The 19418-nt window shown below is 70.8% G+C and carries 15 protein-coding genes and 2 pseudogenes; 3 read left to right on the top strand and 14 right to left on the bottom strand.

Annotation, left to right across the window (positions count from 1 at the left end; genetic code table 11):
* Positions 1-53 precede the first annotated feature (53 nt).
* The 7 genes and pseudogenes from IEY73_RS00730 to rsgA form a co-directional block, all read right to left on the bottom strand.
* Entirely contained in the window at positions 54-1049 is a 996-nt protein-coding gene (locus tag IEY73_RS00730) for a gluconeogenesis factor YvcK family protein (protein WP_189077050.1), read from the bottom strand.
* A complete protein-coding gene (gene rapZ / locus IEY73_RS00725) occupies positions 1046-1936 on the bottom strand; it encodes an RNase adapter RapZ (protein WP_189077757.1) in 891 nt (296 codons plus the stop codon). Before rapZ ends, IEY73_RS00730 begins: the two co-directional genes overlap by 4 nt.
* A 183-nt stretch (positions 1937-2119) precedes the next feature.
* Positions 2120-4393: an excinuclease ABC subunit UvrC gene (gene uvrC, locus IEY73_RS00720; protein WP_189077049.1), complete on the bottom strand. Its 2274-nt coding sequence runs from the start codon at positions 4391-4393 to the stop codon at positions 2120-2122.
* Positions 4394-4502: 109 nt separating this feature from the next.
* Positions 4503-5036 (bottom strand): Rieske (2Fe-2S) protein, encoded by a 534-nt coding sequence (locus IEY73_RS00715; RefSeq protein WP_189077048.1) that lies wholly within the window; start codon positions 5034-5036, stop codon positions 4503-4505.
* Positions 5037-5483: 447 nt separating this feature from the next.
* Positions 5484-8447 (bottom strand): annotated as a pseudogene (gene uvrA / locus IEY73_RS00710) (excinuclease ABC subunit UvrA); the annotation flags it as partial.
* Between the two features lie 136 nt (positions 8448-8583).
* Positions 8584-10392, bottom strand: a complete 1809-nt coding sequence (locus IEY73_RS00705) for a DUF6311 domain-containing protein (RefSeq protein ID WP_189077046.1) — start codon at positions 10390-10392, stop codon at positions 8584-8586.
* A gap of 53 nt (positions 10393-10445) precedes the next feature.
* On the bottom strand, positions 10446-11477 hold the full coding sequence (gene rsgA / locus IEY73_RS00700) for a ribosome small subunit-dependent GTPase A (protein WP_189077045.1): 1032 nt from the start codon (positions 11475-11477) through the stop codon (positions 10446-10448).
* Positions 11478-11681: 204 nt separating this feature from the next.
* On the opposite strand from rsgA, the gene IEY73_RS00695 reads away from it, so the two are divergent.
* Together IEY73_RS00695 and IEY73_RS00690 are read left to right on the top strand one after the other, a co-directional pair.
* A complete protein-coding gene (locus IEY73_RS00695; protein WP_189077044.1) occupies positions 11682-12383 on the top strand; it encodes a maleylpyruvate isomerase family mycothiol-dependent enzyme in 702 nt (233 codons plus the stop codon).
* Positions 12380-13035 (top strand): annotated as a pseudogene (locus IEY73_RS00690) (MBL fold metallo-hydrolase). The gene IEY73_RS00695 and the pseudogene IEY73_RS00690 overlap by 4 nt, the downstream one beginning before the upstream one ends.
* 51 nt (positions 13036-13086) lie before the next feature.
* Here the strand turns inward: IEY73_RS00690 and IEY73_RS00685 are convergent.
* The 5 genes from IEY73_RS00685 to IEY73_RS00665 all read right to left on the bottom strand — a co-directional run bounded on the left by IEY73_RS00685 (position 13087) and on the right by IEY73_RS00665 (position 16986).
* Complete coding sequence (locus IEY73_RS00685; RefSeq protein ID WP_189077043.1) at positions 13087-13497, bottom strand: type II toxin-antitoxin system VapC family toxin; 411 nt, start codon at positions 13495-13497, stop codon at positions 13087-13089.
* Position 13498: 1 nt separating this feature from the next.
* Complete coding sequence (locus IEY73_RS00680) at positions 13499-13771, bottom strand: type II toxin-antitoxin system Phd/YefM family antitoxin (protein WP_229715306.1); 273 nt, start codon at positions 13769-13771, stop codon at positions 13499-13501.
* Positions 13772-13883: 112 nt separating this feature from the next.
* Entirely contained in the window at positions 13884-14612 is a 729-nt protein-coding gene (locus tag IEY73_RS00675) for an aspartate/glutamate racemase family protein (RefSeq protein ID WP_189077042.1), read from the bottom strand.
* Positions 14612-16195 (bottom strand): NCS1 family nucleobase:cation symporter-1, encoded by a 1584-nt coding sequence (locus IEY73_RS00670; RefSeq protein WP_189077041.1) that lies wholly within the window; start codon positions 16193-16195, stop codon positions 14612-14614. The genes IEY73_RS00675 and IEY73_RS00670 overlap by 1 nt, the downstream gene beginning before the upstream one ends.
* Positions 16196-16272: 77 nt before the next feature.
* Complete coding sequence (locus tag IEY73_RS00665; RefSeq protein WP_189077040.1) at positions 16273-16986, bottom strand: GntR family transcriptional regulator; 714 nt, start codon at positions 16984-16986, stop codon at positions 16273-16275.
* A gap of 178 nt (positions 16987-17164) precedes the next feature.
* Between IEY73_RS00665 and IEY73_RS00660 the strand changes: the two genes are divergently transcribed.
* A complete protein-coding gene (locus tag IEY73_RS00660; protein ID WP_189077039.1) occupies positions 17165-17809 on the top strand; it encodes an ATP-dependent Clp protease proteolytic subunit in 645 nt (214 codons plus the stop codon).
* A 64-nt stretch (positions 17810-17873) separates the two neighbouring features.
* Here the strand turns inward: IEY73_RS00660 and IEY73_RS00655 are convergent, their stop codons facing one another.
* Complete coding sequence (locus tag IEY73_RS00655; RefSeq protein WP_189077038.1) at positions 17874-18299, bottom strand: uL11 family ribosomal protein; 426 nt, start codon at positions 18297-18299, stop codon at positions 17874-17876.
* 202 nt (positions 18300-18501) lie between these two features.
* Positions 18502-19347: a lytic transglycosylase domain-containing protein gene (locus IEY73_RS00650; RefSeq protein ID WP_229715305.1), complete on the bottom strand. Its 846-nt coding sequence runs from the start codon at positions 19345-19347 to the stop codon at positions 18502-18504.
* Positions 19348-19418 lie beyond the last annotated feature (71 nt).

The following is a 19418-nucleotide window of genomic DNA, read 5'->3' as shown; positions in this document are numbered from 1 at the left end:
TGTCACCTCGTGCGTACAGATGTGAAAAAAGTGTGACTTGGTATGCCTGATGCTTAACGAACGGCGCCCAGCAGGGGAACCAGTGCAACGCTCAACGACTCAGGATCATGCCTGGGACTGCCGTCCGCAACGGCCAAGGATGCCAGAATCAGGCGCGCACCCAGGGCTTTCGCAGCGTCACGCACGGGCTCCGGCTCCGGCACCCAGCGGGCGTCGGCCAGCACCGCGTCGGCGCGCAGTCCCGGCAGATACCAGTGCAGCGCCGCCAGATGGTCGGCCACCGACAAGCCGGCCGTCTCGTTGTCCGAGCCGAGGTTGAGGGTGATCAGCCTGCGTGCCGGGCTGGCCACGATCGCCGCGGCCAGTTCCGGCACCAACAGGTGCGGAAGGACGCTGGTGTACCAACTACCCGGCCCGAAGATCAGCCAGTCGGCATCGGCGATCGCGGCGAGCGCGGCCTCGCAGGCGGGCGGCTCCGCGGGGGTCAGCCGAACCGCCTCCACATGGCCCTGAGTGACCGCGACGGCGTGCTGGCCGCGCACCGTCACCGTCTCCCCCGGCCGGGACGGGTCTCCGCCGAACACGTCCGCTTCGATGCCCACGGCGTGCGTGGCCATGGGCAACACCCGCCCCCGCGCTTGGACCATCGCCGCGGCATGGTCGAGGGCGAGCACCGGATCGCCGACCAGTTCCATCAGACCGAGCAGGAGCAGGTTGCCCACCGCGTGCCCGGTGAGCGGATCGGCCGCGTCGAGGCCGGCGACCCGGCCGATCGGCGCGAACCGATGCTGCAGCAGGGCCGCCGTGCGCTGCGCCACCGGATCGTCGTCGGCCAGCGCGGCGAGCGCCTGCCGCAGGTCACCGGGCGGCAGCAACGCGTCCCGCTCGGCCCGGAGCCGGCCGCTGGATCCGCCGTCGTCACCGACCGTAACCACGGCGGTGATGTCCAGTTCCACGGACGACGCGCTGCGCCGCAGCGCCCGCAGCGACGCGCCGAGGCCGTGGCCGCCACCGAACGCCACCACCCGGATCGGCCGCCGGGCGGTCACTCCCGCCCCAGGTCGCGGTGCGAGGAGTGCGCGGACAGCCGGATGTCGCGCAACCGGGCGGCGAGTTCCTCGGCGATCGCCACGCTGCGGTGCTTGCCGCCGGTGCAGCCGACCGCAACGGTCAGATAGCGCTTGCCCTCGCGTTCGAAGCCGGGCGCGGTGGCGGCGATCAGGGAGGCGTAGGTGGTGACGAAGTCGGCGGCACCCTCCTGACCCAGCACGTAACCGCTGACGCCCTCCTCCAAGCCGGTGTGGTCGCGCAGTTCCGGCACCCAGAACGGGTTGGGCAGGAACCGGGCGTCCAGCACGTAGTCGGCGTCCGGCGGGAGGCCGTACTTGAAGCCGAAGGACAGCACGGTGATGCGCAGCTTGCGCGCGTCCTCGCCGCCGAACAGCTCCTCCACCCGGCGGCGTAGCTGATTGACGTTCAGATGACTGGTGTCGATGATCACATCGGCCTGGTCGCGCGCCTCCTCGAGCAGCTTGCGCTCGGCGGCGATCCCGTCGGCCAGCCGGCCGTCGCCCTGCAGCGGATGCGACCGGCGCACCGATTCGAAGCGGCGGATCAGCACCTCGTCGTCGGCGTCGACGAAGACCACGCGAGGCGAGAAGCCGCGGTCCCTGAGCTCGCGCACCGCGCCGGCCAGGTCGGTGGAGAACGCCCGGCTGCGGACGTCCAGGACCATGGCGGTGCGCCGGGCCGCTCCACCGGCGGCGAAGGCCAACTGTGCCATGTCGAGCATCAGCGCCTGAGGCAGGTTGTCGACCACGTAGAAGCCGACGTTCTCCAGGGCGCGCGCCACGGTGCTGCGCCCGCCGCCGGACAATCCCGTGACCACCACCAGGTCGGTGTCCACCTCACCCGGCTCGGGAGTGAACCCGGGCATCGCCTCGGTCACACGTGCCTCCTGATCTCGCCGTCGTCCGTGGTCGCGCCGCCGGTCTGCTCGCGCGGCGGCGGACACCGCATCCTAGGCCGACGGCGCACGCCGCGGCCCCCGGACACGATGTCGGCACCCGATCCGGTCGGGTCCGGCCCGCGGCGCGCATCCGATGTGGCCACCGCTCGTTCACCGGAGGTCGGTGCCCTCTTCCGCGACCAACGGTGCCTCTTCCGAAGCCGGCTGGGCCCCTTCCGGGGCCGACGGGGCGGGCCGCGCGACGCGGGAACGGTTCGCCCCGGCCCGGGTCCGGCCGGCACCGCCGGGCGACACTGCCGGGCCGTTCTCCTCGGCGCCGCCGGCCGCCGCCGCGCCGGCTTCGGCCGCAGGCGCCGGGTTCAGCGCCGCGAGCACCGCCTCCGCGGTACGGCGTCCCACCCCCGGCACCTCGGTGACCTCGTCCACGGAGGCCGCGCCCAGCCTCTTCATCGAGCCGAAGTGCCGCAGCAGCGCCTTGCGCCGGGTCTCCCCCAGTCCCGGAATGTTGTCCAGCCCGGATGCCGTCATCCGCTTGGAACGGCGCTGCCGGTGGAAGGTGATCGCGAATCGGTGCGCTTCGTCGCGCACCCGCTGCAACAGATAAAGCGCCTCCGACGTGCGCGGCAGGATCACCGGGAAGTCGTCGCCGGGCAACCACACCTCTTCCAGCCGCTTCGCCAGCCCGCACAGGGCGACATCGGTGATGCCCAGGTCGGACAGCACCGCAGCCACCGCGTTCACCTGCGGCGCCCCGCCGTCCACCACGACCAGTTGCGGCGGGTAGGCGAACCGGCGCGGCCGGCCGGTCATCGGGTCGATGCCCGGCAGATCGCTCGTCGCGACGTCGTCCGGGGCCGAGCCCGCGGTCTCCGGGCCGGTCTCCGGGGCGGTCTCCGGGCCGGTCTCCGGGGCGGTCTCCGACACGGCCTCGGCTTCGGGCTCGGCCCCGGCTTCGGGCTCGGCTTCGGGCTCGGGCCCGGCTTCGGGCTCGGGCCCGGCCCCGGCTTCGGGCTCGGCCTGTGCTCGGTAGCGGGCGAACCGTCGCCGGAGCACCTCGCTCATCGCGGCCAGGTCGTCGGTGCCGCCTCCGTCGGCGGTGCCGCGCACCGCGAAACGCCGGTATTCGCTCTTGCGCGGCAGGCCGTCCTCGAAGACCACCATGCTGGCCACCACGTCGGTGCCCTGGATCTGCGACACGTCGAAACACTCGATGCGCAGCGGCGCCGAGTCCATGCCGAGCGCCTCGGCTATCTCGTCCAACGCCTTGCTGCGGGTGGTCAGGTCGCCGGCGCGGCGCAGCTTGTGACGCGCCAGGGCCTCGCCCGCGTTGCGGGCCACGGTGTCCAGCAGGGACCGCTTGTCTCCGCGCTGCGGCACGCGCAGATGCACCCGGGTGCCGCGGTGCTCGGTGAGCCAGCTCTCCAGCGCCTCCGCGTCCGGCGGCAGCGCGGGCACCAGCAGCTCGCGGGGGACGTCGCCCTCGCCGTGCTCGGCACCATAGACCTGGCTGCAGAAGTGATGCACCAGATCCCCGGTGGTCAGGTCCTCCACCTTTTCCACCACCCAGCCCCGCTGGCCGCGCACCCGGCCGTCACGGACGTGGAACACCTGGACGGCGGCCTCCAGCGGGTCCTCCGCGAACGCCACCACGTCGGCGTCCGTGCCGTCGCCGAACACCACCGTCTGCTTCTCCATCGCCTTGCGTAGCGCCGCGATGTCGTCCCGCAGCCGCGCGGCCCGCTCGAACTCCAGGTCCTCGGACGCCTGCAGCATGTCGTGTTCGAGCCGCTTCACGAAGGTGTCGGTGCGCCCGGCCATGAAATCGCAGAAGTCGTCGACGATGGCCCGGTGCTGCTCGGCAGTGACCGAACCGACGCACGGCGCCGAGCATTTGCCGATGTAACCCAGCAGGCAGGGCCGGCCGATTTGGCCGGCGCGCTTGAACACCCCGGTCGAACAGGTCCGCGCAGGGAAGACGCGTAGCAGCAGATCCAGCGTCTCCCGGATGGCCCAGGCATGGGAGTAAGGCCCGAAGTAGCGCACACCCTTGCGCTTGGCGCCGCGCATCACCTGCAGCCGCGGGAACTCCTCATTGAGGGTGACCGCCAGGAAGGGATAGGACTTGTCGTCGCGATATTTGACGTTGAACCGGGGGTCGAACTCCTTGATCCAGGAGAACTCCAACTGGAGCGCCTCGACCTCGGAAGCCACCGTCACCCAGTCGACCGCGGCGGCCGTGGTGACCATCTGTTGCGTGCGCGCGTGCAGGCTCCACGTGTCGGCGAAGTAGGAATTCAGCCGGTTGCGAAGGCTTTTCGCCTTCCCCACGTAGATGACGCGACCCGAGGGGTCACGGAAACGGTAGACACCCGGAGCGTCGGGAACGGTCCCCGGCGCTGGCCGGTAGCTCGACGGGTCAGGCACGGTTCAAAGCCTAGTGCGACCCCCTGACATGATTGTCCGGCCGGAGGCCCGTGGCCGCCGCCACGGTTGCGGGCTTCCGGCGTCATCCCGGCCGGCGGACTCGGACGGCTCAGGCCGCCACGATGTTGTCGCCGTCCACTTTGACCTTGGTCTCGGGCAGCGCGCGGGTGGCCGGCCCGCCGGTCGGCGACCCGTCCTCGATGGAGAACGTGCTGTTGTGACAGGGGCAGATGATCACCCCGTTGTCCACCCGGCTCACGTCACAGCCCTGGTGCGTGCACACCTTGCTGAACGCCCGGAACTGTCCCTTGGCGGGCTGGGTGATCACGTAGTCGCCCTTGATGACGCCGCCGCCCGAGGGAACGTCGCCCACCGCCGCCAGCGTCCCATTCGACGCGCCGCTGTCGCTGCCGGGGTCCTGCTGCTGACCGTCGGTGCCGGCGCTGCCCGCGGGCGCGGGGTCATTGGTGAACTCGCCTCCGTTGTAGTTGCCCGAGGTGTTGTTGGTGCCGCACGCGGCCAGCACACAGGTCGCGCCGAGGGCCCCGGCGCCGGCCAGCACGACTCTCCGGGTGGGCGCCGTCGCGCCCGCGGTCCCCTCGGCCCGATCCTCAGTGCCGGGCCTGGTCTGCATGTCTGTCATCGCTCGGAACCTTTCCGGTAACCCCTCGTCGGCTCGCCCCGCGCGGTCATCACGCGGCGTCGCCACTGAATACGCAGCGCCCCCTCGATCGGGTTCATGCGCGGCGCCCAAATTACCGCCGGATTCTGTTTCACAAATCTACTCATATCCGGCGCGGAATCCGACAGTACGCCAACAATCAGCGCCCCGACCTGGGCCGCGGGGCCGCGGCCTCGCCACCGGCGACCGTTGCTGTGCGTTACCTGTGGATCAAACGCCCGCCCGGCTGCGGGTTCGCGCCGCGGTGCCGGACTTGGCCGGCGCGGCGGCAGCCTTGGTCTGTTTCGCCGCGCCCGTCGACTTGGCCGGCGCGGACTTGGCCGGCGTGGACTTGGCCGGCGTGGACTTAGCCGCCGGCGACTTGGCCGCGGTCGACTTGGCCGCGGTCGACTTGGCCGCGCCCGTTGCCTTGGCTGCCCCGGCCGGCTTGGCCGCGCCGTTGCCCCGGTTCCCGCCGGTCCGCGCCTTGCCGGCGCCGTTGGCCTTGGCCGCCCGGGCCACCGCCGCGTCCGATCCGGACGGATCGCCGCTCAGCCCCAGCACCGGCCGCAGGAACTGCCCGGTGTAGCTGTCCGGAACCTCCGCGACCTCCTCCGGGGTACCCGCCGCGATCATCATGCCGCCCTTGTTGCCACCCTCGGGACCCATGTCGATCAACCAGTCCGCCGTCTTGATGACGTCCAGGTTGTGCTCGATCACGACGACCGTGTTGCCCTTGTCCACCAGGCCGTTGAGGACCATGAGAAGCTTGCGGATGTCCTCGAAGTGCAGCCCCGTGGTCGGCTCGTCCAGCACGTACACGGTGCGCCCGGTGGAGCGCTTCTGCAGCTCGGAGGCCAGCTTGACGCGCTGCGCCTCGCCGCCGGACAGGGTCGGTGCTGGCTGGCCCAGCCGGACGTATCCCAGTCCCACGTCCACCAGCGTCTTGAGGTGGCGGTGGATCGCTGGGATCGCCTCGAAGAAGTGCGCCGCCTCCTCGATCGGCATCTCCAGCACCTGGGAGATCGTCTTGCCCTTGTAGTGCACCTCAAGCGTCTCCCGGTTGTACCGGGCGCCCCGGCACACCTCACACGGGACATAGACGTCCGGCAGGAAGTTCATCTCGATCTTGATGGTGCCGTCCCCGGCGCAGTTCTCGCAGCGCCCGCCCTTGACGTTGAACGAGAAGCGGCCCGGCCCATACCCGCGGACCTTGGCCTCGGTCGTCTCGGCGAACAGCTTGCGGACGTTGTCGAACACCCCCGTGTAGGTGGCGGGGTTGGACCGCGGGGTGCGCCCGATCGGCGACTGGTCGACGCCGACCACCTTGTCCACGTGGTCCATGCCGGAGATGCGGGTGTGCCGGCCCGGCACCATCCGCGCGCCGTTGATGGTGTTTGCGAGCACCGTGTAAAGGATGTCGTTGACCAGGGTCGACTTGCCCGACCCGCTCACCCCGGTGACCGCGACGAACTGACCGAGCGGGAACTCCACGGTCAGGTTGCGCAGGTTGTGCTCGCGGGCGCCCTGCACCACCAGCTCACGGCCGGACGAGCGAGGTCGCCGTGTGGACGGCGTCGGGATCGCGCGACGACCGGACAGATAGGCGCCGGTGGGCGACGCCTTGCTGCTCAGCAGCCCCTTGACCGGTCCGCTGTGCACGATCCTGCCGCCGTGCTCGCCGGCGCCCGGGCCGATGTCGACCACCCAGTCCGCGGTGCGGATGGTGTCCTCGTCGTGCTCCACCACGATCAGCGTGTTGCCCAGCTTCTTCAGCCGCACCAGGGTCTCGATCAGCCGGTGGTTGTCCCGCTGATGCAGCCCGATCGACGGCTCATCCAGCACGTAGAGCACGCCCACCAGCCCGGAGCCGATCTGGGTGGCCAGCCGGATGCGCTGCGCCTCCCCACCGGAGAGAGTGCCGGCCGGCCGGTCCAGGGACAGGTAGTCCAAGCCCACGTCGACCAGGAAGCGCAACCGCGCGTTGACCTCCTTGAGCACCCGCTCGGCGATCATCTTCTGCCGATCGTCCAGCTCGATCGTGGCGAGCAACTCGGCGCACTCGCCCACGGACAGGTTGCACACCTCGGCGATGCTGCGCCCGGCGATGGTCACCGCCAGCACTTCGGGCTTGAGCCGCGCGCCGCCGCACGTCGGGCACGGCACGTCACGCATGTAGCCCTCGTATTTGTCGCGTGACCAGTCGCTCTCGGTGTCCGAGTGGCGCCGCTCGATCCACTGCACCACACCCTCGAAGCCGGTGTAGTAGGAGCGCTCCCGGCCGTACTTGTTGCGATAGCGGACGTGGACCTGGTCCTCCGACCCGTACAGGATGGTCTTCTGCGCACGGTTCGGTAGCTGCCGCCACGGCGTGTCCAGGCTGAAGCGCTCGGACTCGGCCAGCGCCCCGAGCAGTCGCAGGAAGTACTCCAGCGTGGACCCGCCGGACCAGGGCTGGATCGCGCCCTCCCGCAGGCTGCGCTCCTCGTCCGGAACGATCAGCTCCGGGTCGACCTCCTTCTTGATGCCCAGGCCGGTGCACTCCGGACAGGCGCCGTAAGGCGCGTTGAACGAGAAGACCCGCGGTTCCAGGTCCTCGATCGCCAGCGGATGGTCGTTGGGGCAGGCCAGATGCTCGGAGAAACGGCGCTCGCGCTGCGGGTCGTCCTCCGGCTGGTCGACGAAGTCGAGCAGAACGAGCCCACCGGACAGTGCCAGCGCGGACTCCACCGAGTCGGTGAGCCGTTGCTTGCTGCTCGCCTTCACGCTGAGCCGGTCGACCACCACCTCGATGGTGTGCTTCTCCTGCTTCTTCAGCTTCGGCGGGTCGGTCAGCGGATGCACCACGCCGTCCACCCGGGCGCGGGCGTAGCCCTTGGCCTGCAACTCGCCGAAGAGGTCGAGGTATTCGCCCTTGCGCCCGCGCACCACCGGCGCCAGCACCATGAATCGGACGCCGTCCTCCATGGCCAGCACCCGGTCGACGATCTGCTGCGGGCTCTGCTTGCTGATCCGCTCGCCGCACACCGGACAGTGCGGCACACCGGTGCGGGCGAACAGCAACCGCAGATAGTCGTAGACCTCGGTGATGGTGCCCACGGTCGAGCGCGGGTTGCGCGAGGTCGACTTCTGGTCGATCGAGACGGCCGGCGAGAGTCCCTCGATGAAGTCGACGTCGGGCTTGTCCATCTGCCCGAGAAACTGCCGAGCGTACGAAGACAGTGACTCAACGTATCGACGCTGGCCCTCGGCGAAGATCGTGTCGAAGGCGAGGCTGGACTTGCCCGAACCGGACAGGCCGGTGAACACGATCAGGGCGTCGCGGGGCAGGTCAAGGCTCACGTCGCGCAGGTTGTGCTCCCGCGCGCCGCGGATGATCAATCGGTCGGCCACAGCCAGCCACTCCGTACGTGTGTATGAGGTCCGGGCAGAGTCGCGGCAACTCTAGCCACGGGGTGTGACAAAAACAGGCGACGCTAGTGCAGCGCCGTCCGCGGACTGCGAATTCCCGCAGAACCGGCAACTCATGTCACCCGGCCGGAGGAAGATCGCGGACATCCCAGAGCAGCACGCCGCCGACCCGCTGCGGCCCGCGGCCCACCAGGTCCGTGACGGTGGCCTGCAGCACGGCGCCGTTGCGGCCGTCCGGCACCAGCACCACCACGGCCGCCCGCCAGTACGCCAGATCACGCCGCGCGGCCCGACGGTCCGCCGCGCCGAGCACCGGCTCCCGGCCGTACTCGCCGACCTGCCGCAACAGATCCGAGGTGAACCGGCGGGGCGCGCTCCACGATCCGGTGCGGTCCTCCGGCGGATTCACCGGCCCCATGAAATAGCCGCGCGGCGAGCGATAGTCCAACCCGGACAGCGCGGCCCAGCGCATCCCGGTCCGCCCGGTGGTGACCTCCGGCAACGGAACGGTGACCAGGGTGCGGTCCTCCGGGACGTACGCGCGCCACATCCCGTCGGCGAGGAACGGCGGCAGCGGATCAGCCGCCACCACCGGCAGCGGTTTGGGCGCCACCGGCACCAGCGCCACCACGAGGCCCACCCAGAACGCCGTACGCCGCCGGTCCGGCAGCCGCCGCGCGGCATCCACCGCCAGCGCCAGCAGCACCCCGGCCACGGTCGCCGGCACCATCGCGAACCGGGTCACGCTCACCAGGTCGATCACCGGCAGATGACTGATCAGTGCGAACGGCAGCGGGATCGGCGTGGTCACGCCCGCCGCCTGCAGGCGCGGGCCCAACGAGACCACCAGCAGCACCAGCCCGGCGATCGCGGTCGCCGTCGCCGCCGCCGCCGCCGAGCGCCGCAACATGATCACCGCGACCACCAACATCACCAGCATGCCCGGACCGAAGAACGTGTCGTCCTCGGTGGCGCTGACGCTGAGCGCACGGGCGACGGCGCCGTTGCCGGCCAGCGACTGCCGCGCGTACGCACCGACGGCCAGCAGGTCGGTGACGTACTTGCCGGCCGTGAACGGCTGCCCCGAATAGCTGCCCGGGCCGGCGAACTGCCACCACAACGGGTACGCCAGCAGCGCCGCCGCGGTCAGCACGGCGACGCCCAGACCCGCGGCGAACCGGCCCGCCGCGTCCCGGGCCTCGCGGCGCCGCAACGCCGCGTACGCCATCACGAACACCCCCATGGTCAGGGCGGTGAACAGCAGGATCTCCTCGTTGATGAAGACCTGCACGGTCACCAGCACGCCGACGGCCACACCGGACCGCCAGACCCGTCCGGGTTCGCGCAGCCGCAGCACCTGCCAGACCAGGAACGGCACCACGAAGTTGCTGACGAAGTTGATGTGCCCGTTGGCGTGCGCCACCATCGCCGGGCAGAAGCCGCACCACAGCCCGCCTATCCAGGCGGCCAGCCGACGGCGGACCAGATGCCGTGACAGCACCCCGTACCAGGCCGCGGCGGTGCCGGCCAGGCCCACCGTGAGCAGCAGCACGACGGAGACGCCCGGGCCGAACAGGTGAGTGATCGGGGCCACCGGCACGCTCAACGCGAGCACCGAGGTGTTCGCCATCATGTTGATCCCGTCCGGCACGTTCATCCGGTCCGAGAAGAACGGGTTGGCGCCGTGGAACAGCACGCGTTCGCCGTGCGCCATGACGAACAGGAAGAAGCCGTGATCGTCGTCGTTGCTGGCGAGCACGCGACGGCCGGGAGCGATCCACAACTGGATCAGCACCAGCACCGCCAAGACCAGATAACTGCCGTAGGCCGCGCCCGCCACCCACCAGCGTCCCCGTGGTGCAGACGCGGCGGGCGGCGACGACGGGGCCGCCGGCTCCGCCGGCTGATCGACCTGAACCGCGCGCACCGGTGCATTCTGCCAGCACCCGCGCCGGCCTCCGCCGGGACCGGCTGCGCGGGTCAGGACGGGCGTTGCCGCCGGTCCGCCGACCGCAACCGCACCGCCTGCCGGGAGCTCTGCACCGCGACCTCATGTTGCAGCTTGCGCCAGCTCTCCAGCCGCCGCACCGACAGCGAACCGTCGTGCACCGCAGCCCGCACCGCACATCCCGGCTCGGCGCCGTGCCGGCAGTCCGCGAACCGGCACAGCGCGGCCAGATCGGCGATGTCGGCGAACGTGCGATCCAGGCCGCTGCCGGTGTCCAGCAGGCCCACCCCGCGGATGCCCGGGGTGTCCAGCACGGCGCCACCGCCAGGCACCGGCACCAGATTGCGGTACGCGGTGGTGTGCCGCCCCTTGCCGTCGGCGCGGATCTGCCGCACCGGCATCACGTCACCGCCTGCCAGCATGTTCACCAGGGTCGACTTGCCCGCGCCGGAGCGGCCCAGCAGCGCCAGCGTGCGGCCCGGCGCCACCCGTTCGCGCAAGCCCGCGAGGCCGGTCCCGGCCGGCACGCTGACCGGCAGCACCGGCACGCCCGGGGCGAGCCCGGCGAACTGCCCGGCGATCGCCTCGGGGTCGGCGCAGGTGTCGCTCTTCGACAGCACCAGCAGCGGCGCCGCGCCGGAATCGAAGGCGAGCGACAGCAACCGTTCGACGCGTGCGTCATCCGGCGCCGGATGCATCGGCTCGACCACGGCGACGGTGTCCATGTTCGCCGCCAGCACCTGGCCGCTGGAATCCTTGTCGGCGGTACGGCGGATCAGGGTGGTACGCCGCGGCAGCACGCTCTCGACGGTCACCCGGCGGTCCGGCCAGTGCCGGATCACCACCCAGTCGCCGGCGCACGGCAGCCGGGCCGGATCGCCGGAGCTGTCCAGCAGGACGCCGCCGGCCAGCGTGGCGCGCAGCGTGCCGGACGCGCCGAACACCGTGCACACACCCCGGTCGGCGCGCAACACCCGGGCGGCGGCGGTGTCGGTCCGGCTGCGTGGCCGGTACGCGGATGCGAAGAACTCGTCCCAGCCGAGCCGGGACAGATCGTGGGTCATGCGGGGCCCCTTGGGGAGGGGAGGCGTTGGCGGGCCGGGCGGGCCTCAGCCGCACACCTCCACGCGACGGGATGCAGCAACGACGAACGGCACGCTTCCCACCCCCTGCATGGCTCGATCGATGCGTACGTCTCAGACGGTACGGTCGTGGCGTCGGCCGGGGAAAGCGAATTCTTGTCCGCCCGCTGCCGTAGGGTCGACGGCGTGACGATCGACCCTCTCGTTCTGCTCACCGACGTCGACACGGCGACCGAGCGCCTGCTGCACGCCGTCGAGGATCTCGATCCCGCCGCGGTGTCCGCCCCGTCCCGTCTGCCCGGCTGGTCGATCGGCCACCTGCTGACCCACGTGGCGCGCAACGCCGACGCTTATACCAACCTGCTGACCTGGGCCCGCACCGGCGTGGAGACCTTGCCGTACGCCTCGGCCGACGCCCGCGCCGAGGGGATCGAGGCGGGCGCCCGCCGTCCGCTGCGGGAGCAGATCGCGGACATCCGCGCGGCGCACGAGAGGTTCGCCGACGCGGGCGCCGCGATGCCGGCGCAGGCGTGGGCGTTTCCGCTGCCCGCGCTCGGCCAGCCCGCGGCCGTGGTGCCGTGGGCGCGGCTGCGTGAAGTCGAGGTGCATCACGTCGACGTGGGCCGGGGATACACGCCTGGGGACTGGACCGACGCCTTCGCCCTGCGCCTGGTCCGCGAGATCGCCGGCGGCGCGCCGGAGGATTTCGCCGTGGTGCTGCGCCCGCACGGACTCGACCATGCGATCACCATCGGGGATGATCCGAGCGCACCGGTGATCGGCGGCTCCACCCGCTCGATCGCCGCCTGGCTGTCCGGCCGCGGCGACGGCGCCGACCTGACCGTCTCGCCGGACGGCGAGCTACCCCGACCCCCGAGGTGGAAATGACGACCGCATACACCGGAGAGGTGACGCCCGGCGGCCCCGCGGCGGTCCGCGAACTGCGCGACCTGACCATCACCAAGGTGTCGGTCGGTCCGATGGACAACAACGCCTATCTGTTGCGCTGCCGCGCGGACGGCAGCCGGGTGCTGATCGACGCCGCGAACGACGCCGGCGCACTGCTCGCGCTCGTCGGCGACGGCGGGCTGGCGTCCGTGGTGACCACCCATCGCCACCCCGACCATTGGCAGGCGCTGTCGCAGGTGGTCCGGCGGACCGGCGCGGCGTCGCTGGCCCACGCCGAGGACGCACCGCAGATACCCGTGACGACCGGCACTCTGCGCGACGGCGACACCGTGCCGGTGGGCGCCTGCACCGTGGAGGTGATCCACGTCGTCGGGCACACGCCTGGGTCGATCGTGCTGGCCTACCGCGACCCGGCGGGGACGGCGCACCTGTTCACCGGCGACTCGCTGTTCCCCGGCGGCCCGGGCCGCCGGGGAACCGGCGAGATTTCACCAGCCTGATGAACGACCTGGAAGAGGAGATCTTCGGTCGGTTCCCGGACGACACGTGGTTCTATCCGGGCCACGGCAACGATTCCACGCTCGGTGCGGAGCGCCCCGCCCTGTCGCAGTGGCGGGCACGCGGCTGGTAGCCGGCTCCCCTGCTAGCCCGGCTCGGCCGGTAGCCCGGCTCCCCTGGATGTTCAGTCGAACGGGTTGACCACCGAGACACCCGTGCGGTCGACGTCCGCGACGTTGCGGGTGACGAGCGTCAGGCCGTGCACGCTTGCCGTCGCCGCCATCAGCCCGTCGATGACTGGCGGGGGCTGAGCCGTCGCGCTCAGCCGGCCCCACTCCGCGGCGACCTGGTGCGTCACCGGCAGGAGCTTTTCCCGGTAGGAGGCCGTCAGCCCGGCCAGCCAGCGCTCCAAGAGGTCCGCCTGCTTCACGTCCCGCAGCCGCAGCCGGTCGATGCCGCGCCTGATCTCCCCGATCACGAGGGTGCTGAGGTAGACGACCGCCTCGGAGTTGGCGGCGTGCCACCGCGCGACCTGCGGATGCGGGACGCTCTTACGCAGTTCCGAGACGACGTTCGTGTCGAGCAGGAAGGCCACGTCAGTCGGCCAGCTCGATGTGGCGCGGCGGCTGCCGCGGGCGGTCGATCTCGGCGTCGAGGTCGACGTCGTCGACGGGGTCGGCGCGCAGATAGTCCATGAGCCCGACATGGTCGCCGTGGAGCCGTCGGTACTCCGCGATGTCGATGATGACCGCCACCTCCGCACCATGCTTGGTCACGATTTGCGGTTCGCCGGCCTCGGCGGCACGCAGCACCTCACTGAAGCGCTGCTTCACCTCTTGCACCTGCCAATGCACGGTAGCCCCTTTCACGCGAAGCAGATTACCAACGCACTCCACCTCCTGTCTAGACAGACTAGATTTTCTCCGGAGACCACCGGGTGGGGTGAGGTGTCCGCGCTGCGCCGGATGGACGTGACCGCGGTCAAGTGCCGAACGCTCGCAGCCGCCCGACGTACGGCTTGGCCGGCGGCGTCGCGTACTCGCCCCGTTTCGACGTCGGCGCACCGATCCGCACCAGCGCCTCCGCCAGCGCCACGCCCGCCGCCACCCCGTCGATGACCGGCACGCCCAGTTCCGCCGACACCGCGGCCCCGAGGTCCGCCATGCCCGCGCAGCCGAGCACGATCACCTCCGATCCGTCCTGCTCCAGCGCCGCCCGGCCCAGCGCCACCACACGCATGCGCACGCTCGGATCGTTCTCCAGATCCAGCACCGGAATGTCGCACGCGTGCACGCCACGGCACGCGTCGGCGGCCACGTAGCGGGCAGCCAGGTCACGGGCCCGCCCGCGGGTGCGGTCCAGGGTGGTGACCACGCTGAAGCCGCGCCCGACCAGCGTCGCCGCATGCATGGCGGCCTCCGCGATACCGATCACCGGACCGGTCGCCAGCTCCCGGGCGGCGTCCAGTCCCGGATCGCCGAAGCAGGCCAGCACGTACCCGTCGGCGCCGTCCCGTTCGCCCTCGGCCACCGCAGCGAGGACGCCGGGCACCGCGAGCGCCTCGTCGTAATGGCTCTCGATGGAAGCGGGACCCATCGGCGCGGTGATCGCTTCGACGCGCACGCCCGGACCGGCGGCGGCCCGGGCGCTGGCGGCGATCACTGCGGTCATCGACGCCGTGGTGTTCGGGTTGATGACGCGCAGCAGCATCAGACCGGCTCGGCGGCGGGCACCGGCTCGGCGGCGTCACCCGCTCCCTCGTTCGCCGTGGGCTCACCGACTCGGGACTGCTCGGCCACGCCGGTACGCCGGGCCAGCAGGAGGTACGCCAGGAAGCCCAGCCCGCACCCGATGAACCAGCTATATTGCGCGGTCGTGTGCATGCCCGGCCCGCCGGTCCACAGCACCGGCACCACGGCGATGACCGCGCCCACCGCGGTCGCGGCGACCGCCGCCGGGTTGTAGCCCTTGCGATACCAGTACCGCCCGCTGTGCGACATGGTGAACATCTCGTCCACCACCACCTGCCGGTGGCGAACCAGGTAGAAGTCGGCGATCAGCACACCGAACAGCGGGCCGATGAACGCGCCGAGCGTCTCCAGGGTGTAGTGGATGACGTCCGGATTGTTGTAGAGGTTCCACGGCGTGATCAGCACCGACCCGACCGCGGCGATCATGCCTCCGGTACGCCAACTGACCCGTTGCGGGCTGACGTTGGAGAAGTCGAACGCGGGCGAGATGAAGTTCGCCACGATGTTGATGCCGATGGTGGCGATGGTGAACGTCAGGGCGCCGAGCAGGATCGCGAACGTGCTGTCGATGCGCGACACGGTGGTCACCGGGTCGGTGATCAGCTCGCCGAAGACCGGGACGGTCAGCGACGCGGTCACCACGACCAGCAGCGAGAACAGCAGGAAGTTCACCGGCAGCCCGAGCAGGTTGCCCCGCCGCACCGCGCGGAACGACTTGCCGTACCGGGAGAAGTCGCCGAAGTTGAGCATCGGCCCGGAGAAGTACGACACGACGAGGGCGATCGCGCCCAGCATGATCGGGATCGCGGAGGCCCCGGTGTATTCGACCTCGCCGAGGTTCAGGTCGATCTCGCCCCAGCCGGCCCGGTAGATCAGGTAGCCGCAGAGCAGGAACATGACCACGTAGACGGCCGGACCGCAGAAGTCGATGAACTTGCGGATGGTTTCCATGCCGGTCCAGAACACCGCCGCCTGCAAGACCCAGAGCAACGCGTACGTGCACCAGCCGAGCAGCGGCAATCCGAGGAAGCCGTGCTGGTCGACGTCGGCGTACGGCATCAACGACGGGAACAGTTTCAGGACGACCACGTCCAGCGCCGCCGAGGCGAGGTACGTCTGGATGCCGTACCAGGCGACCGCGATCAGGCCCCGGATCACCGCCGGGATGTTCGCGCCGAGCACGCCGAACGCGGATCGGTTGATCACCGGGTACGGCACGCCGGTGGCCTGGCTGGGCCGCGCGACCAGGTTGCAGAAGAAGTAGACGATGGTGATGCCGACCAGCAGCGAGATCAGCACCTGCCAGCTCGACAAGCCGAGCGCGAACAGGCTGCCCGCGGTCACGTACCCACCGACGCTGTGCACGTCCGACATCCAGAACGCGAAGATGTTGTAGGAGCCCCACGACTGATGCCTCAGCGGGGCCAGGTCCTCGTTGGTGAGCCGGGTGTCGTACCCCGGCTTGATCTCGCCGATGCCGACCGGCTGACCGGCCGCCTCGACGACGTCTTCGTGCCCCTCGGGCGGAAGTGTGTCGGCCATGGACACACGCTAGGAACGTCCTGTTTCCGGCCGATGAGCCGAACGGTATATCTTCGCTTGCCGGGCCAGCCGGTGGTCTACCCGGGCTCGGCGAACAAGCCGGTGTCGCGGGGCAACGCGTCGATGAACGACTGCAGCCGGTGGTGATGGTCCGCGAAGACGGCGATCAGGCGCGGCTCGTCCCGGGCGATGAACGCGGCAAGCATCTGGGCGTGATCGGAGTGCAGCCGGTGACGTTCGTCCTCGCCCAGGTGCGCCATCGGCTGCAACGGCTCGGTCATGTTCCAGGCCGCGTCCAGCATGCGCAGCAGCCGCCGCATCCGGCACGGCCCGATCAGTGCCAGATGGAAGCGCCGGCTCTCCCGGTGGTGGGCGCGGGCGTCCCCCTCGGACACCGCCCGGTCCAGCGCGGCGTGCGCGGCACGCGCCCGGTCGTCGTCGTCCGGCCCGGCGAGCGCCACCGCGGCCTTCAGCGCCGCCGTTTCCAGCGCCTCGCGCACCAGGTAGAACTCGGCGAACTCGCGGGCGGTCATCATCGCCACCCGGTAGCCGCCGTTCGGCCGGTGATCCACCAAGCCCTCCCCGATCAGCGTCATCAACGCCTCGCGGACCGGGATGCGGCTCACCCCGAACGCGGCGGCCACACCGTCCACCGGGATGGGTGAACCCGGCGGCACCTCGCCGTCCAGAATGCACCGGCGCAGCTCATCCAGGATGACGCCCTGCGGGCTGCCCACCGGGCGGTCCGCGAGCCGCGAGATCAGAATCGATCGGCGGCGCGGTCCCGGCATGGTTGACGACCCTATGCCGTACGGGTGGCGGCCGGATGCCGAGCCCGTTATCGGCGTGTTACCGACGCTCGCGCGTCCGCCCTCAGCGGATGCCGGAGCCGAGCCGCGCCACCCGTGGATAGGCTTGCGGAACCCGATGGGGAGGCGGAGGTTGCCCGTGGATCCGCGACATGACCCGATGCGCTGGAGACCCAACCCGGCGCGACCGCCCGAGCCGTGGCAACCCGAGCCGTGGCAACCCGGACCGGTCCCGCCGACGCCCGGCGACGGGGGCCCCGGCATGCCCGGATGGCTGGAGGAGCGGCTCTTCGACCAGCGGATCGTCATGCTGCGTGGAACGCTCACCCCGTCGACCGCCTCCGGGATAGCCGCGGCCCTGCTCACCCTCGACGGCGGCGCGCACACCGGCGACCCCGCCCCGGTGCAACTGCACATCGCCAGCCCCGGCGGTGATCTCGTCGCCGCGCACACGATCATCGACGTGATCGATGCGATGACCGGTCAGGTGCACGCGGTGGTGACCTCCGAGGCCGGCGGGGCGGTGCTCGCCGTCCTGGCCGCGGCGGACCGGCGCGCGGCGTACCGGCATGCCCGGTTCACCCTGGCCGAGCCGCGCGCTGCGGGGTTGACCGGCACCGCCGACGAGGTGGCCGCAGCCGCCGGCCAGCATCTACGCGAGCTGGAAGAGGTCGTGCTGCGGCTGGTCGAGGCCACCGGGCAGACGCGCAGCCGGATCGAGGACGACCTGGCCGCGGGACGCCGGCTGTCGGCGGCCGAGGCGAAGGACTACGGGCTCATCGACCGGATCATCGGCACCGATTGACGGTGGCTCGCACAGCGAAACCGGCCCGGGTGCGTCGCACCCGGGCCGGTTCACCTGTCGCACGTCACTCAGCGATCTTGACGCCCATCGATCGCGCGGTGCCAGCGATGACCTTGATCGCGCCGTCCACGTCGTTCGCGTTGAGGTCGGGCAGCTTGCGCTCCGCGATCTGCTTGATCTGGTCCGCGCTCAGCGTGCCCACGGTCTGCGTCAGCGGGTTCGACGCGCCCGACTGAATGCCCAGAGCCTTGCGGATCAGGAAGCTGGTCGGCGGCGTCTTATATGTCAGCTTGTGACTGCGGTCCTCGAAGACGCTGACCACGACCGGGATGATCTCACCGCGGTTCTTGGCGGTGGCCTCGTCGTACTCCATCTTCACGGCACGCATGTTGGCGCCGGTCGGGCCGAGCATCTTACCGAGGTCGACCATCGCGGCGTTACCCGCCTCAAGCGCGAGGGTTACCTCATGAGTCTTCTTCTTGGGCGGCATTGCTTCAGGGCTCCTTCGTGTGTGCTGCACGGGCCGAAAGTGGGAGCGCCGCCAGCAACTGAACGCACAACAACCCCGGAACTCTACAGCGCCGCCGCGAACAGGGTCAAAACGGCGGCGTGAGTCCCGGGTTCCGCCCCAGTGTAGCCCGCGCTCGCCGGGCGTCGGCGTCCGGCCACCGGCGTGCGCGGCGCCTCCGGCGTCAGTAGCGGTCGCAGTAGCAGGACTCCATCAGCGAGCGCACCGAATCAACGTATTCCGGATTTGGCAGGCGCTTTTCCGCGTACGCCTCGTCGACCGCGCCGCGCCCGGCGTTGTACCCGGCGATGACCAGGTTGAGCAGGCACCGAGACCCGTGACTCGGGCACTTCGACGGGCTCAGATCGTAGTCACCGTCGAAGTGATCGTCCCCGAGGGCCTTGGTCAGCCAGGCCAGATAATTGGCGCCGAGCACCGCGTTCTCCCGGTAGTCGCGCACGTCGTACGACTGGCCGAAGCGCTGATTGATGAACGCCTCCGTGTCCGGCATGACCTGCATCAGCCCGCGCCCGCCGTCGCAGTTGACGATGTTCGACTGCCAGCCGCTCTCATGCCAGGCGACGCTCTTGACCAGATCCTTGGAGATCTTGATGCCGGGCGCCGACGTCGGCCAGTAGCGCTTGCCGGCCGCGGCGACAAGCGCGGACTTCGCCTTGGCCTTGGACACTTTGGTGCCCTCATGCTCGGCGCACGCCGGCTCCTGGAAGAAGTTCGGATCCTGCGTCGGCGTCGGCGACGATGTCGCGTGCGAACGGGCCGTCCGGGACGGTTTCGGGGATGCCGACGAGGGTGACGGCGACGCCGAACTGGTCTCCGGAACGGCCTCGATGGGGAACGTCTCCTCCGGCGTCGCCACCGGCCGCGCGGCCACCCCGCCGGAGCCGCCGGTGTCGTCGCCACCGGGCCGGACCAGCCCGCAACCACCGGTCAGCACCAGCATCGCCACCGCGGCGGCGACCATCCACGCGGGGGCGCCTCGTCCCCGCACCGGCCGAGGTCCTCGTCGCACGCGCATACCTCCCCGTCAGGCGAGGCGGCACCGTAACACCGATGATCGTCATCGCGCTGCCCCGGCCGCGG

The sequence above is a fragment of the Mangrovihabitans endophyticus genome (assembly GCF_014646155.1).
Taxonomy (GTDB): Bacteria; Actinomycetota; Actinomycetes; order Mycobacteriales; family Micromonosporaceae; genus Actinoplanes; species Actinoplanes endophyticus.
This window is presented reverse-complemented; position numbering and strand designations above follow the sequence as displayed.